Source organism: Citrobacter sp. C1 (genome assembly GCF_014596895.2).
GTDB lineage: Bacteria > Pseudomonadota > Gammaproteobacteria > Enterobacterales > Enterobacteriaceae > Citrobacter > Citrobacter gillenii.
Genome location: NZ_CP115035.1, coordinates 5,005,376 through 5,019,813 on the forward strand (window position 1 = coordinate 5,005,376; position 14,438 = coordinate 5,019,813).

13 protein-coding genes are annotated in these 14,438 nt (G+C 51.0%); all 13 read left to right on the plus strand.

The genetic code is table 11. The annotated features are described in order from the left end of the window. Window positions 1-575: 575 nt before the first annotated feature. The 13 genes from atpI to IB214_RS23980 all read left to right on the plus strand — a co-directional run bounded on the left by atpI (window position 576) and on the right by IB214_RS23980 (window position 14,367). Entirely contained in the window at window positions 576-956 is a 381-nt protein-coding gene (gene atpI / locus IB214_RS23920) for a F0F1 ATP synthase subunit I (protein WP_096758977.1), read from the plus strand. Between the two features lie 7 nt (window positions 957-963). After that, window positions 964-1,779, plus strand: a complete 816-nt coding sequence (gene atpB / locus IB214_RS23925) for a F0F1 ATP synthase subunit A (protein WP_096758978.1) — start codon at window positions 964-966, stop codon at window positions 1,777-1,779. Window positions 1,780-1,825: 46 nt separating this feature from the next. Continuing rightward, window positions 1,826-2,065 carry a F0F1 ATP synthase subunit C gene (gene atpE / locus IB214_RS23930; protein WP_000429386.1) on the plus strand — a complete coding sequence of 80 codons (240 nt, stop codon included), beginning with the start codon at window positions 1,826-1,828 and terminating at the stop codon, window positions 2,063-2,065. A gap of 59 nt (window positions 2,066-2,124) precedes the next feature. Beyond that, the gene (gene atpF, locus IB214_RS23935; RefSeq protein WP_003827022.1) at window positions 2,125-2,595 is read left to right on the plus strand and encodes a F0F1 ATP synthase subunit B; all 471 of its coding nucleotides are present in this window, start codon (window positions 2,125-2,127) and stop codon (window positions 2,593-2,595) included. 14 nt (window positions 2,596-2,609) lie between these two features. Next, entirely contained in the window at window positions 2,610-3,143 is a 534-nt protein-coding gene (gene atpH, locus IB214_RS23940) for a F0F1 ATP synthase subunit delta (RefSeq protein ID WP_096758979.1), read from the plus strand. Window positions 3,144-3,155: 12 nt separating this feature from the next. After that, complete coding sequence (gene atpA / locus IB214_RS23945; RefSeq protein WP_003827026.1) at window positions 3,156-4,697, plus strand: F0F1 ATP synthase subunit alpha; 1,542 nt, start codon at window positions 3,156-3,158, stop codon at window positions 4,695-4,697. A gap of 50 nt (window positions 4,698-4,747) precedes the next feature. Then, window positions 4,748-5,611: a F0F1 ATP synthase subunit gamma gene (gene atpG, locus IB214_RS23950; protein WP_096758980.1), complete on the plus strand. Its 864-nt coding sequence runs from the start codon at window positions 4,748-4,750 to the stop codon at window positions 5,609-5,611. 26 nt (window positions 5,612-5,637) lie between these two features. Next, complete coding sequence (atpD, locus tag IB214_RS23955) at window positions 5,638-7,020, plus strand: F0F1 ATP synthase subunit beta (RefSeq protein ID WP_096758981.1); 1,383 nt, start codon at window positions 5,638-5,640, stop codon at window positions 7,018-7,020. A gap of 20 nt (window positions 7,021-7,040) precedes the next feature. Continuing rightward, window positions 7,041-7,460: a F0F1 ATP synthase subunit epsilon gene (locus tag IB214_RS23960; protein WP_005121460.1), complete on the plus strand. Its 420-nt coding sequence runs from the start codon at window positions 7,041-7,043 to the stop codon at window positions 7,458-7,460. 655 nt (window positions 7,461-8,115) lie between these two features. Then, window positions 8,116-9,486 (plus strand): bifunctional UDP-N-acetylglucosamine diphosphorylase/glucosamine-1-phosphate N-acetyltransferase GlmU, encoded by a 1,371-nt coding sequence (gene glmU / locus IB214_RS23965; protein WP_115259874.1) that lies wholly within the window; start codon window positions 8,116-8,118, stop codon window positions 9,484-9,486. 239 nt (window positions 9,487-9,725) lie between these two features. Then, window positions 9,726-11,555: a glutamine--fructose-6-phosphate transaminase (isomerizing) gene (gene glmS / locus IB214_RS23970; RefSeq protein ID WP_115259875.1), complete on the plus strand. Its 1,830-nt coding sequence runs from the start codon at window positions 9,726-9,728 to the stop codon at window positions 11,553-11,555. Window positions 11,556-11,660: 105 nt separating this feature from the next. Beyond that, window positions 11,661-12,548 carry an AraC family transcriptional regulator gene (locus tag IB214_RS23975; RefSeq protein WP_117342608.1) on the plus strand — a complete coding sequence of 296 codons (888 nt, stop codon included), beginning with the start codon at window positions 11,661-11,663 and terminating at the stop codon, window positions 12,546-12,548. Between the two features lie 67 nt (window positions 12,549-12,615). Continuing rightward, window positions 12,616-14,367: an amidohydrolase gene (locus tag IB214_RS23980; RefSeq protein WP_117342607.1), complete on the plus strand. Its 1,752-nt coding sequence runs from the start codon at window positions 12,616-12,618 to the stop codon at window positions 14,365-14,367. The last annotated feature ends 71 nt before the right edge of the window (window positions 14,368-14,438 follow it).

Below are 14,438 nucleotides of genomic sequence, written 5' to 3' on the forward strand. Positions count from 1 at the left end.
GTTAAAAAATAGGGGTGATCGTGTGGTTAAATGTTGTTACATTTCACCGGTGACTTACTGTTTTGCATCATAACTATAACGTATCGTTTTTTGTTAAAAGTGAAACAAGTCAACTGTGAAAATATCAGGCTGCTAAAAATAGAACCTAACAATCATCGGTGTGTGTTAATTTTTTATTATAAATGTCAATGAGTGGTGTTTTTGTTGTTAGGCGCTATTTTTAAAAGAGTGATGATTTTTAGGCTTAAATATCAAAAAGATGAAAAGGCATCATTTGCCACGCAATTTAATTATGCGAAGGTGAATATGTTCAATATGTGATCTGTCGCACGCTTTGCAGCCAGTGTTTACGCGGTATTTGCAGTTTTGCATGATCGTTCACAGTTTGCCAAAAAGTAATAAATGTGGCCCAGAGAAAAATATTTAAACATTTATTCACTTTTTAGCTACTTATTGTTTGAAATCACGAAGGCGCACCGTATAATTTGTCCGCTTTTTGATGCTTGACTCTAAGCCATAAAGAACGTTTTATACGACACGCGGCGTACCTCGAAGGGAGCAGGAGTAAAAACGTGATGTCTATGTCGCTCTTGAGTCGAAACGTTGCACGTAAGCTTTTGCTCACACAGCTTCTGGTGGTAATGGCAAGTGGATTGCTGTTTAGCCTCAAAGACCCTTTCTGGGGCATCTCCGCATTGTGCGGTGGATTGGCAGTGTTACTGCCTAATATGTTGTTTATGATATTTGCCTGGCGTCACCAGGCACATACACCAGCAAGAGGTCGAGTGGCCTGGTCGTTCGCCTTCGGCGAAGCCTTCAAGGTGTTAGCGATGCTGGTTTTGCTGGTGGTGGCGTTGGCGGTTTTGAAGGCGGTATTTACGCCGCTGATCGTTACGTGGGTTTTGGTGCTGGTGGTTCAGATACTGGCACCGGCTGTAATTAACAACAAAGGGTAAAGGCATCATGGCTTCAGAAAATATGACGCCGCAGGATTACATAGGACACCATCTGAATAACCTTCAGTTGGACCTACGTACATTCTCGCTGGTGGATCCGCACAACCCCCCAGCCACCTTCTGGACGCTCAATATTGACTCCATGTTTTTCTCGGTGGTTCTGGGTCTGTTGTTCCTGCTTGTGTTCCGTAGCGTGGCCAAAAAGGCAACCAGCGGCGTACCGGGTAAATTTCAGACCGCGATTGAGCTGGTAATCGGTTTTGTACATGGTAGCGTGAAAGACATGTACCATGGCAAAAGCAAGCTGATTGCTCCGCTGGCCCTGACGATTTTCGTCTGGGTATTCCTGATGAACCTGATGGATTTACTGCCTATCGACCTGCTGCCGTACATCGGCGAGCATATCTTTGGCCTGCCGGCTCTGCGTGTGGTTCCGTCTGCTGACGTGAACATCACCCTGTCGATGGCACTGGGCGTATTTATCCTCATTCTGTTCTACAGCATCAAAATGAAAGGCATCGGTGGCTTCACGAAAGAGTTGACGCTGCAGCCGTTCAATCACTGGGCGTTCATTCCTGTCAACTTAATCCTTGAAGGGGTAAGCCTGCTGTCCAAACCAATCTCTCTTGGTTTACGACTGTTCGGTAACATGTATGCCGGTGAGCTGATTTTCATTCTGATTGCTGGTCTGTTGCCGTGGTGGTCACAGTGGATCCTGAATGTGCCATGGGCCATTTTCCACATACTGATTATCACGCTGCAAGCCTTCATCTTCATGGTTCTGACGATTGTCTATCTGTCGATGGCGTCTGAAGAGCATTAATTTACCAACACTACTACGTTTTAACTGAAACAAACTGGAGACTGTCATGGAAAACCTGAATATGGATCTGCTGTACATGGCTGCCGCTGTGATGATGGGTCTGGCGGCAATCGGTGCTGCGATCGGTATCGGCATCCTCGGGGGTAAATTCCTGGAAGGCGCAGCGCGTCAACCTGATCTGATTCCTCTGCTGCGTACTCAGTTCTTTATCGTTATGGGTCTGGTGGATGCTATCCCGATGATCGCTGTAGGTCTGGGTCTGTACGTGATGTTCGCTGTCGCGTAGTAAGCGTTGCTTGAATTAAGAGCAATATCAGAACGTTAACTAGATAGAGGCATTGTGCTGTGAATCTTAACGCAACAATCCTCGGCCAGGCCATCGCGTTTGTCCTGTTCGTTCTGTTCTGCATGAAGTACGTATGGCCGCCATTAATGGCAGCCATCGAAAAACGTCAGAAAGAAATTGCTGACGGTCTTGCTTCTGCGGAACGAGCACATAAGGATCTTGACCTTGCAAAGGCCAGCGCGACCGACCAGCTGAAAAAAGCGAAGGCGGAAGCTCAGGTAATCATTGAGCAGGCGAACAAACGTCGCGCTCAGATCCTGGACGAAGCCAAAACTGAAGCAGAGCAGGAACGTACTAAAATCGTGGCACAAGCGCAGGCGGAAATTGACGCCGAACGTAAACGTGCTCGCGAAGAACTGCGTAAGCAAGTCGCTATCCTGGCTGTTGCTGGCGCCGAGAAGATCATCGAACGTTCCGTGGATGAAGCTGCTAACAGCGACATCGTGGACAAACTTGTCGCTGAACTGTAAGGAGGGAGGGGCTGATGTCTGAATTTATTACGGTAGCTCGCCCCTACGCCAAAGCAGCTTTTGACTTTGCCGTTGAGCACCAGAGCGTTGACCGTTGGCAGGATATGCTGACGTTCGCCGCTGAGGTGACGAAGAACGAACAAATGGCAGAGCTTCTCTCTGGCGCGCTGGCGCCGGAAACGCTCGCTGAGTCGTTTATCGCAGTCTGCGGTGAGCAGCTGGACGAAAGCGGCCAAAACCTGATTAAGGTAATGGCTGAAAATAACCGTCTGAATGCGCTCCCGGATGTTCTTGAGCAGTTTATTCACCTGCGTGCAGCCAGTGAGGCTATCTCTGAGGTAGAAGTCACTTCTGCCAATGCACTGAGTGATGAGCAGCTTGCGAAGATCAGCGCCGCGATGGAAAAACGTCTGTCACGCAAAGTTAAGCTGAATTGCAAAATCGATAAGTCTGTAATGGCGGGCGTAATCATCCGTGCGGGTGATATGGTCATTGATGGCAGCGTACGCGGCCGTCTTGAGCGCCTTGCAGACGTCTTGCAGTCTTAAGGGGACTGGAGCATGCAACTGAATTCCACCGAAATCAGCGAACTGATCAAGCAGCGCATTGCTCAGTTCAGTGTTGTGAGCGAAGCTCATAACGAAGGTACTATTGTTTCTGTAAGTGACGGTGTTATCCGCATCCACGGCCTTGCCGATTGTATGCAGGGTGAGATGATTTCCCTGCCGGGTAACCGTTACGCTATCGCACTGAACCTGGAGCGCGACTCCGTAGGTGCAGTTGTGATGGGTCCATACGCTGACCTCGCCGAAGGCATGAAGGTTAAGTGTACGGGTCGTATCCTTGAAGTTCCGGTAGGCCGTGGCCTGCTGGGTCGTGTGGTGAACACTCTGGGTTCCCCAATCGACGGTAAAGGTCCGGTTGATAACGATGGCTTCTCGCCAATCGAAGTTATCGCACCGGGCGTAATCGAACGTCAGTCCGTCGATCAGCCGGTACAGACCGGTTATAAATCCGTTGATGCCATGATCCCAATCGGACGTGGTCAGCGTGAGCTGATCATCGGTGACCGTCAGACCGGTAAAACCGCGATGGCGATCGATGCGATCATCAACCAACGTGACTCCGGCATCAAATGTGTGTACGTGGCTATCGGCCAGAAAGCGTCCACCATTTCTAACGTGGTTCGTAAACTGGAAGAGCACGGCGCACTGTCCAACACTATCGTTGTTGTGGCTACCGCGTCTGAATCTGCTGCACTGCAATATCTGGCACCGTATGCTGGTTGCGCAATGGGCGAATACTTCCGTGACCGCGGTGAAGATGCACTGATCGTTTACGATGACCTGTCTAAACAGGCTGTTGCTTACCGTCAGGTTTCCCTGCTGCTGCGTCGTCCGCCAGGACGTGAAGCATTCCCAGGCGACGTATTTTACCTCCACTCCCGTCTGCTGGAGCGCGCATCCCGCGTTAACGCTGAATACGTTGAGAAGTTCACCAATGGTGAAGTTAAAGGTAAAACCGGCTCCCTGACCGCTCTGCCGATTATCGAAACCCAGGCGGGTGACGTTTCTGCGTTCGTTCCGACCAACGTAATCTCAATTACCGATGGTCAGATCTTCCTGGAAACCAACCTGTTTAACTCCGGTATTCGTCCGGCGGTTAACCCAGGTATCTCCGTATCGCGTGTAGGTGGTGCAGCGCAGACCAAGATCATCAAGAAACTGTCCGGTGGTATTCGTACCGCGCTGGCACAGTATCGTGAACTGGCCGCGTTTTCTCAGTTCGCTTCCGACCTGGATGAAGCTACGCGTAAGCAGCTGAGCCATGGTCAGAAAGTCACTGAGCTGCTGAAGCAGAAACAGTATGCCCCAATGTCTGTTGCACAACAGGGTGTGGTGTTGTTTGCGGCTGAACGCGGTTACCTCGAAGATGTGGAACTGGCGAAAATCGGTAGCTTTGAAGCCGCTCTGCTGGCTTACGTCGACCGTGATCACGCTCCGCTGATGCAAGAGATTAACCAGTCCGGTGGCTATAACGATGAAATCGAAGGCAAGCTGAAAGCTATCCTCGATTCCTTCAAAGCAACCCAGTCCTGGTAACGTCTGGCGGTCTGTCCTAGGGCGGACCGCAAGGCATTGAGGAGAAGCTCATGGCCGGCGCAAAAGAGATACGTAGTAAGATCGCAAGCGTCCAGAACACGCAGAAGATCACTAAAGCGATGGAGATGGTCGCCGCTTCCAAAATGCGTAAATCGCAGGATCGCATGGCGGCCAGCCGTCCTTATGCAGAGACCATGCGCAAAGTGATTGGTCACCTTGCGAATGGTAATCTGGAATATAAGCACCCTTACCTGGAAGAACGCGACGTTAAACGCGTGGGCTACCTGGTGGTGTCGACCGACCGTGGTCTGTGCGGCGGCTTGAACATTAACCTGTTCAAAAAACTGTTGGCGGATATGAAAGCATGGTCCGATAAAGGCGTTCAGTGCGACATCGCAATGATCGGCTCTAAGGGCGTGTCTTTCTTTAACTCTGTTGGCGGTAACGTGGTTGCTCAGGTAACCGGTATGGGGGATAACCCTTCCCTGTCCGAACTGATCGGTCCGGTTAAAGTGATGCTGCAGGCCTACGATGAAGGCCGTCTGGACAGACTGTACGTTGTCAGCAACAAATTTATTAACACCATGTCACAGGTTCCGACCCTGACTCAGATGTTGCCATTACCGGCATCAGAAGATGAAGAGTTGAAACAAAAAGCCTGGGATTACCTGTATGAACCAGACCCGAAACCGCTGCTGGATACCCTGCTGCGTCGTTACGTTGAATCTCAGGTTTATCAGGGCGTGGTAGAAAACCTGGCCAGCGAGCAGGCCGCACGTATGGTGGCGATGAAAGCCGCGACCGACAATGGCGGCAGCCTGATTAAAGAGCTGCAGTTGGTATACAACAAAGCTCGTCAGGCCAGCATTACTCAGGAACTCACCGAGATTGTCGGTGGTGCATCCGCGGTATAACCAGGTTAATTCGTAGAGGATTCAAGATGGCTACTGGAAAAATTGTCCAGGTAATCGGCGCCGTAGTTGACGTCGAATTCCCTCAGGATGCCGTACCGCGTGTGTACGAAGCCCTTGAGGTTCAGAATGGTAATGAAGTTCTGGTGCTGGAAGTTCAGCAGCAGCTCGGCGGCGGTATCGTACGTACCATCGCTATGGGTTCTTCCGACGGTCTGCGTCGTGGTCTGGAAGTTAAAGACCTCGAGCACCCGATCGAAGTCCCGGTAGGTAAAGCAACACTGGGTCGTATCATGAACGTATTGGGTCACCCGATCGACATGAAAGGCGACATCGGTGAAGAAGAGCGTTGGGCTATCCACCGCGCGGCACCGTCCTATGAAGAGCTGTCCAGCTCTCAGGAACTGCTGGAAACCGGCATTAAAGTTATCGACCTGATGTGTCCGTTCGCGAAGGGCGGTAAAGTCGGTCTGTTCGGTGGTGCGGGTGTAGGTAAAACCGTAAACATGATGGAGCTGATCCGTAACATCGCGATCGAACACTCCGGTTATTCTGTGTTTGCGGGTGTAGGTGAACGTACTCGTGAGGGTAACGACTTCTACCACGAAATGACCGATTCCAACGTTCTGGACAAAGTATCCTTGGTATATGGCCAGATGAACGAGCCGCCGGGAAACCGTCTGCGCGTTGCACTGACCGGCCTGACCATGGCTGAGAAATTCCGTGACGAAGGTCGTGACGTACTGCTGTTCGTTGATAACATCTACCGTTACACCCTGGCCGGTACGGAAGTATCCGCACTGCTGGGTCGTATGCCATCAGCGGTAGGCTATCAGCCGACTCTGGCGGAAGAGATGGGTGTTCTTCAGGAACGTATCACCTCGACCAAAACCGGTTCTATCACCTCCGTTCAGGCTGTATACGTACCTGCGGATGACTTGACTGACCCATCCCCAGCCACCACCTTTGCTCACTTAGATGCAACCGTGGTACTGAGCCGTCAGATCGCATCCCTGGGTATCTACCCGGCCGTTGACCCGCTGGACTCCACCAGCCGTCAGCTGGATCCGCTGGTTGTTGGTCAGGAACACTACGACACCGCGCGTGGCGTACAGTCCCTGCTGCAGCGTTACCAGGAACTGAAAGACATCATCGCCATCCTGGGTATGGATGAACTGTCTGAAGAAGACAAACTGGTGGTGGCACGTGCGCGTAAGATCCAGCGCTTCCTGTCCCAGCCGTTCTTCGTTGCGGAAGTATTTACCGGTTCTCCGGGTAAATACGTTTCCCTGAAAGACACCATCCGTGGCTTTAAAGGCATCATGGAAGGCGAATACGACCACCTGCCAGAGCAGGCGTTCTACATGGTTGGTTCTATCGACGAAGCCGTGGAAAAAGCGAAAAAACTTTAACGCCTTAATCGGAGGGTGATATGGCAATGACTTACCACCTGGACGTCGTCAGCGCAGAGCAACAAATGTTCTCTGGTCTGGTCGAAAAAATCCAGGTAACGGGCAGTGAAGGTGAACTGGGTATTTTCCCGGGACACGCACCGCTGCTCACCGCCATTAAGCCTGGTATGATCCGCATCGTTAAACAGTTCGGTCATGAAGAGTTTATCTATCTGTCCGGCGGCATTCTTGAAGTGCAGCCTGGCAACGTGACCGTACTGGCTGATACCGCGATTCGCGGGCAGGATCTCGATGAAGCGAGAGCCCTGGAAGCGAAACGTAAGGCAGAAGAGCACATTAAGAGCTCTCATGGTGACGTGGATTACGCTCAGGCATCTGCGGAACTGGCCAAAGCGATCGCCAAACTGCGCGTTATCGAGTTGACCAAAAAAGCGATGTAACACCGGCTTGAAAAACAAAAACCAGTCTGATTTCAGGCTGGTTTTTTTATGCCTGTGTTTTAGATAATTTGAAACTGAAAAGGTATTTTAAAATTTATGTGATATTCATCACATAAATATTGATCGATTAAAAAATGAAGCGTAGACTCTTTTTTGTGATGAGTGTCACATAATTAACTCAGATAAAAACGGGATACCAACATGAAACTGATCAACAAAATCATCGCCCTTTTCAGCAGCATGAACGTCTCTTTCGGCACGTTCAACCTGTAATACCTGCTTTAATGTGGCGCGATGCTTTGCGTAATTTATAAGCTAGCGCCATCTGTTCTCCTGTCGTTTTCGCACTATCCCCCGCCTCGATCCACTCCTTCTATTACTCCCTGAATTCGATAAATAAAATTGAGTCCGGACACTGAATTCTTTATTCATGGGGCAAAAAAATAGCAAAAACATTAACCTAAGGCTTTAATAAGAGCAGTCTCCTGTTTTTGGGAAGACAAAAGGCGTAGATATCGACGAAAATAGTGGGCTAAACGATAGGTATTTTCCCCTATTGAACGTTTTATCTTCGGCCCATTTCACGATGAAAAAAATGTAGTATTTTCAATGTGAAACGGTATAAATTCGTTCTTAAATTACAGTCAGGACGTGTATGTTGAATAGTGCTATGAGCGTCGTGATCCTTGCCGCAGGCAAAGGTACACGTATGTATTCCGATCTTCCTAAAGTGCTGCATACCCTCGCGGGCAAATCGATGGTCCAGCATGTCATTGATGCTGCTAATGAATTAGGCGCAACTCGCGTACATCTGGTCTACGGACACGGTGGCGATCTGCTTAAACAAACGCTGAAAGATGACAACCTGAACTGGGTTCTGCAAGCAGAGCAGTTGGGTACCGGTCATGCTATGCAGCAGGCGGCGCCATTCTTTGGTGATGACGAAGACATTTTGATGCTTTATGGCGATGTTCCGCTCATCTCCACCGACACCTTACAGCGTCTGCGCGATGCAAAACCGCAGGGTGGCATCGGGCTGTTAACGGTGAAACTGGATGACCCAACCGGCTACGGGCGTATTACGCGTGAAAACGGCGTGGTTACTGGCATCGTTGAGCATAAAGATGCCACCGACGAGCAGCGTCAGATTCAGGAAATCAATACCGGTATTCTGGTGGCTAACGGTGCAGACATGAAGCGCTGGCTGGCAAAACTCACCAACAATAATGCGCAGGGTGAATACTACATCACCGATATCATTGCGATGGCCTATCATGAAGGACGTGAGATTGCCGCGGTACATCCGGCGCGTATTAGCGAAACGGAAGGCGTCAATAATCGTCTGCAGCTTTCCCGCCTGGAGCGCGTTTATCAGTCCGAGCAGGCAGAAAAACTGCTGCTGGCTGGTGTGATGCTGCGCGATCCGGCGCGTTTTGATCTACGCGGTACGCTTATTCACGGGCGCGATGTTGAAATTGATACTAACGTTATCATTGAAGGTCACGTGACCCTCGGCGATCGCGTCAAGATTGGCGCAGGTTGCGTCATCAAGAACAGCGTGATTGGTGATGACTGTGAGCTTAGCCCATACAGCGTTGTGGAAGATGCACGCCTCGATGCGGCATGTACTATTGGTCCGTTTGCACGTTTACGTCCCGGTGCTGAGCTGCAGGAAGGCGCACACGTGGGTAACTTCGTCGAAATGAAAAAAGCGCGTCTGGGTAAAGGCTCCAAAGCCGGTCATCTGACGTATCTGGGCGATGCAGAAATTGGCGATAACGTGAACATCGGCGCAGGGACTATTACCTGCAACTACGATGGTGCCAATAAGTTTAAAACCATTATTGGCGACGATGTGTTTGTTGGTTCTGATACTCAGCTGGTGGCGCCTGTCTCCGTGGGTAAAGGCGCGACTATTGCCGCCGGGACCACCGTAACGCGTGATGTCGCGGATAACGAACTGGTTATCAGCCGGGTACCGCAGGTCCATAAACAGGGCTGGAAGCGTCCGGTGAAGAAGAAGTAATTAATTTTTGCTGGATGGCGACTTTGCCTTATCCGGCCTACGTGCGGTGACGTTCAGTAGGCCTGATAAACGTGATTGCCATCAGGCAGACAAGAGATGAGGGGATAATATAATCCTCCGCTCAACACGCAGTACCATAAAAATAACCCCACTCTCTACAAGGCTCGGGGCGCCCGGAATACGGGTATCAGGTTGACCGACAACGACAGGCACAATGCCTAAATTCGGAATCTAAAAATATGTGTGGAATTGTTGGCGCTATCGCGCAGCGTGATGTTGCTGAAATCCTTCTCGAAGGTTTACGTCGTCTGGAATATCGTGGTTATGACTCTGCCGGTCTGGCAGTTGTCGATGCTGAAGGCAAAATGACCCGTCTGCGTCGTCTGGGCAAAGTACAGATGCTTACCGCGGCTGCGGAAGAGCATCCGTTACATGGCGGCACCGGTATTGCTCACACGCGTTGGGCAACGCATGGCGAACCTTCAGAAGCGAACGCGCATCCGCATGTTTCTGATCACATTGTGGTGGTGCATAACGGCATCATCGAAAACCATGAACCGCTGCGTGAAATGCTGAAAACACGTGGCTACACTTTCGTGTCAGAAACCGACACCGAAGTGATTGCTCACCTGGTGCACTGGGAGCTGGAGCAGGGCGGTACTCTGCGTGAGGCCGTACTGCGGACTATCCCGCAGCTGCGCGGTGCATACGGTACGGTGATCATGGATACCCGTAACCCTGAAATCCTGCTGGCGGCGCGTTCTGGTAGCCCGCTGGTAATTGGTTTGGGCATGGGTGAGAACTTTATCGCTTCCGATCAGCTGGCGCTGCTGCCGGTAACCCGTCGCTTTATCTTCCTGGAAGAAGGCGATATTGCGGAAGTGACTCGTCGTTCAGTGACCATTTTCGACAAGTCTGGCGTGGAAGTTAAACGTCAGGATATTGAATCCAGTCTGCAATATGACGCGGGCGAAAAAGGTATCTATCGCCACTACATGCAGAAAGAGATCTACGAACAGCCGAATGCGATCAAAAATACGCTGACCGGGCGCATCAGCCACGGTGAGGTGGATTTAAGCGAGCTGGGTCCGCATGCCAACGAGATGCTGTCTCAGGTGGAGCATATTCAGATCATCGCCTGTGGTACGTCGTACAACTCCGGTATGGTGTCTCGCTACTGGTTTGAGTCGCTGGCGGGTATTCCGTGTGATGTAGAAATCGCCTCTGAATTCCGTTACCGCAAATCAGCGGTGCGTCGTAACAGCCTGATGATCACCCTGTCCCAGTCTGGTGAAACGGCGGATACCCTGGCGGGTCTGCGCTTATCAAAAGAGCTGGGTTATCTGGGTTCGCTGGCGATTTGTAACGTACCGGGTTCTTCTCTGGTGCGTGAATCCGACCTGGCGATGATGACCAACGCCGGTACCGAAATCGGCGTGGCCTCCACGAAAGCATTTACCACCCAACTGACTGTACTGCTGATGCTGGTGGCGAAACTGTCACGTCTTAAAGGCCTGGATGCGTCTATTGAGCATGACATCGTTCACGGTCTGCAGGCGCTGCCGAACCGTATTGAGCAGATGCTGTCTCAGGACAAACGCATTGCTGCCCTGGCAGAAGATTTCTCTGACAAACACCATGCGCTGTTCCTCGGCCGTGGCGATCAGTATCCGATTGCGCTGGAAGGCGCGCTGAAGCTGAAAGAGATCTCTTATATTCACGCGGAAGCCTACGCAGCTGGCGAGCTGAAACACGGCCCGCTGGCGCTGATTGATGCGGATATGCCGGTTATCGTCGTGGCACCGAACAACGAACTGTTGGAAAAACTGAAATCCAACATTGAAGAAGTTCGTGCCCGTGGCGGCCAACTGTACGTCTTCGCCGATCAAGATGCGGGGTTTACCAGCAACGAAAACATGCACATCATTGAGATGCCGCATGTGGAAGAGGTGATTGCTCCGATCTTCTATACCGTTCCGCTGCAACTGCTGGCGTATCACGTGGCGCTGATTAAAGGCACCGATGTCGATCAGCCGCGCAACCTGGCGAAGTCAGTTACCGTAGAGTAACGCGCCACGCGATTTATCGCGGAGATAGCGCTAAAAATCCGGCGTGCTGTTACGGCACTCCGGATTTTTTTATGTCTAAAATCAGTATATTAAATGAGGCAGAAGATGACGCAGGACTATCGTAAGTCGGTGTTCAGGGCAATGGACTACATCAGCCAGCATCTGGATCTTAATCCAACTCTGGAAGAGGTCTCGCGTGAGGTCGCTGTGTCCTGCTATCACTTTCATCGCATCTTCAAAGCACAGGTTGGCGAAACGGTCGCTGAATTTACCCGTCGTCTGCGGATGGAAAAGGCCGCTATGAGCCTGATTGACGCACCGCATAGCGATATTACCGGGCTGGCATTACAGGTCGGATTTTCCAGTTCGCAAAACTTTGCCCGGGCATTTCGCCGTCATTTTTCCGTATCGCCAGGCGAATTTCGTCGCTCCCTTCGGGAGGCAATAAAAAGCAAGACAGGACACGTCTCTCAGCAAAAAAGCACCTATTCTCAGTGCGATACTACCCAAGCACACTGGCATACAGCAGGCTTTTTGGGTGCAAAAGTCATTGCGCTCCCCACGCGTAGGGTCGCATTTATGCGCCGATTTGGACCATACGGTAAAGAGACCTGCCAACAAACGCATCAGGACTTGTTGACCTCGTTGCCCGCCAGAACGCCGTTACAGCCTGCCGGAATGCTATGTGTTTACTGGGATCCGCCAGATGTGACGGCAGAACAGCATTGCCGCACGGATGTTGGTTTTGAACTCAGCGAGGGGGAGCAGGTCAGTCGACATATTGCCGTGCAGACAATAGCCGCCGGAAATTATCTGGTATGCAAGTGCGCAGCTTGGGGAGATCAGGTTGATAACACCTGGGCGCTCGCCTTTGCCTGGATGCGAACGAAAGGGCTGATGAAAAGCGGTAAACCTTGCTACGAAATATATTACAACGAAACCAATGCCGCGCATGATTATTATGTCTATGACATTTGCATCCCTTTGAATTAACGCCAGAAAAAAGCTATCTACACAGCAACGAATACGTTTATTCGCAACGCAATGGAGTTAATTTTTCATGAGAATTTCAATGCTCTTTCTGGCATGTTCACTGGCCGTCACGTCTTCCACGGTCTCTGCTCTGGAAGGTAATAAAATGATTATCTTTGGCGGGGAAATCTACAGCGCCGATCCAAATAATCCCTCTCCACAAGCCATCGCTATTGAAGGCAAAAAAATCATTGCCGTGGGAACGTTCAACGATGTGCTGAAGAAGGCCGGTTCTGATGCTATTCGCATTGATTTGCAGGGTAATTACCTGATGCCGGGGTTGATCGACAGCCACGCCCATGTTGCTGATGGCGGTTTTAAAACGATCACCGTCGAATTTCCTGAAGGGATGACAAAAGCGGCAGCGATTAGAGCGTTTGTCGATAAAAATAAGCGTAACCCTCAGCGCGATCTCCATGGCGTCCAGTTTTACAGCAATGTATCCCTGGATTACTGGGACAATATTAGCCTGCTGGATAGCGTATTTAATGCGCCAGAATATCAGGATACGCCGGTGGTGCTGGCTGGATCGGATGCCCATACCGGCTGGGTTAATAACGCCATGTTACGTAAAGCCAAGTTGGATCCCCAGGCCATTGCTGACGCTGGCAACAGTATAAGAACCAATGTTGGGCTAACCCCCAATGGAAAACTCAACGGCTTTGTCTCCGAAGGCGCATGGGATCGGGTGCTCGGTGCCATTCCTCCCGTCGATAACGACAAAATTGCGCAGTCGATTATCGCTGGATCAAAGGTGATGAACCGCTATGGTATCACCGCCTGGATGGAGCCGCTGAGCAACCTGCGCCCGCTGGCACCGTCATTTGATGCTCACCCGGGACGCAACGATGAAGGGCTACTTCCGGCGTACAGTTCTCTGGCGAAGGACGGAAAACTCACCGCCCACGTAACCGGTCTGGCATTGGTCAATATTAACGCTTCTCCAGCAGCCATTGATGACGTAGTGGCTATCAGGGATAAATATGCCGGAATACCCGATATCAAGCTGGCTGGGATTAAAATCTTTCAGGACGGAGTGATTGAATATCCGTCCCAGACGGCGAAGTTGAGTCAGTCATACCTGAATCGACTTGGCTACAGTGGTAGTAACTCGCTGGATAAAGTGACGTTCTGTTCGCTGGTGGCCAAAGCGGATGCCGAAAAATTGATTGCCCACTTTCATGCTATCGGCGATCGCGCCGTGCAGGAGTCACTGGATGCGGTTGCCTGTGCGCGCGAAAAGAATGGCAACAGCGGCATATTGCACAGCATTACCCACCTGGAAATCGTCAACCCGCAGAGCCTCCCTCAATTTCAGCAGTTGAACGTCGCAGCGTCTATGCAGTTGCTGTGGGCGGGTAAAGACGGTGCAACGACAACTCTGCTGGATGGCAAAGTGCCAGCGCCGTTACTCCAACACCTTTATCCTGCTGGCGATCTGTTCCGCCATCACGCGCTGATTGCGGGGGCCAGCGACTGGCCGGTATCTAGCCCCAACCCGCTGTTTGCCATTTACACGGCAGTTACGCGGATGGGGGAAGAGGGCGAACTGCCACCTGAGAGTGAAAAAATCAGCCGTGCCGCGATGCTACAGGCTTACACCCTGAATGCAGCAAAAGTTATTGGCCGCGATAAAGAAACGGGCTCAATTGCCGTAGGGAAAAGTGCTGACCTGGTGCTGTTCGATCGCAACCTTGAGAAAGTGAGTATTGAAAAGCTACGGGATGCCACGGTGCTTTGGACGATGTTTGCCGGAAAAAAAGTCTATAGCGGGAAGTAAACTGCTGCAGAAAGGCCACCGGGAGGTGGTCTTTTACATTACGATAGCCTGTTTTTTGAACCGTTAGAAAA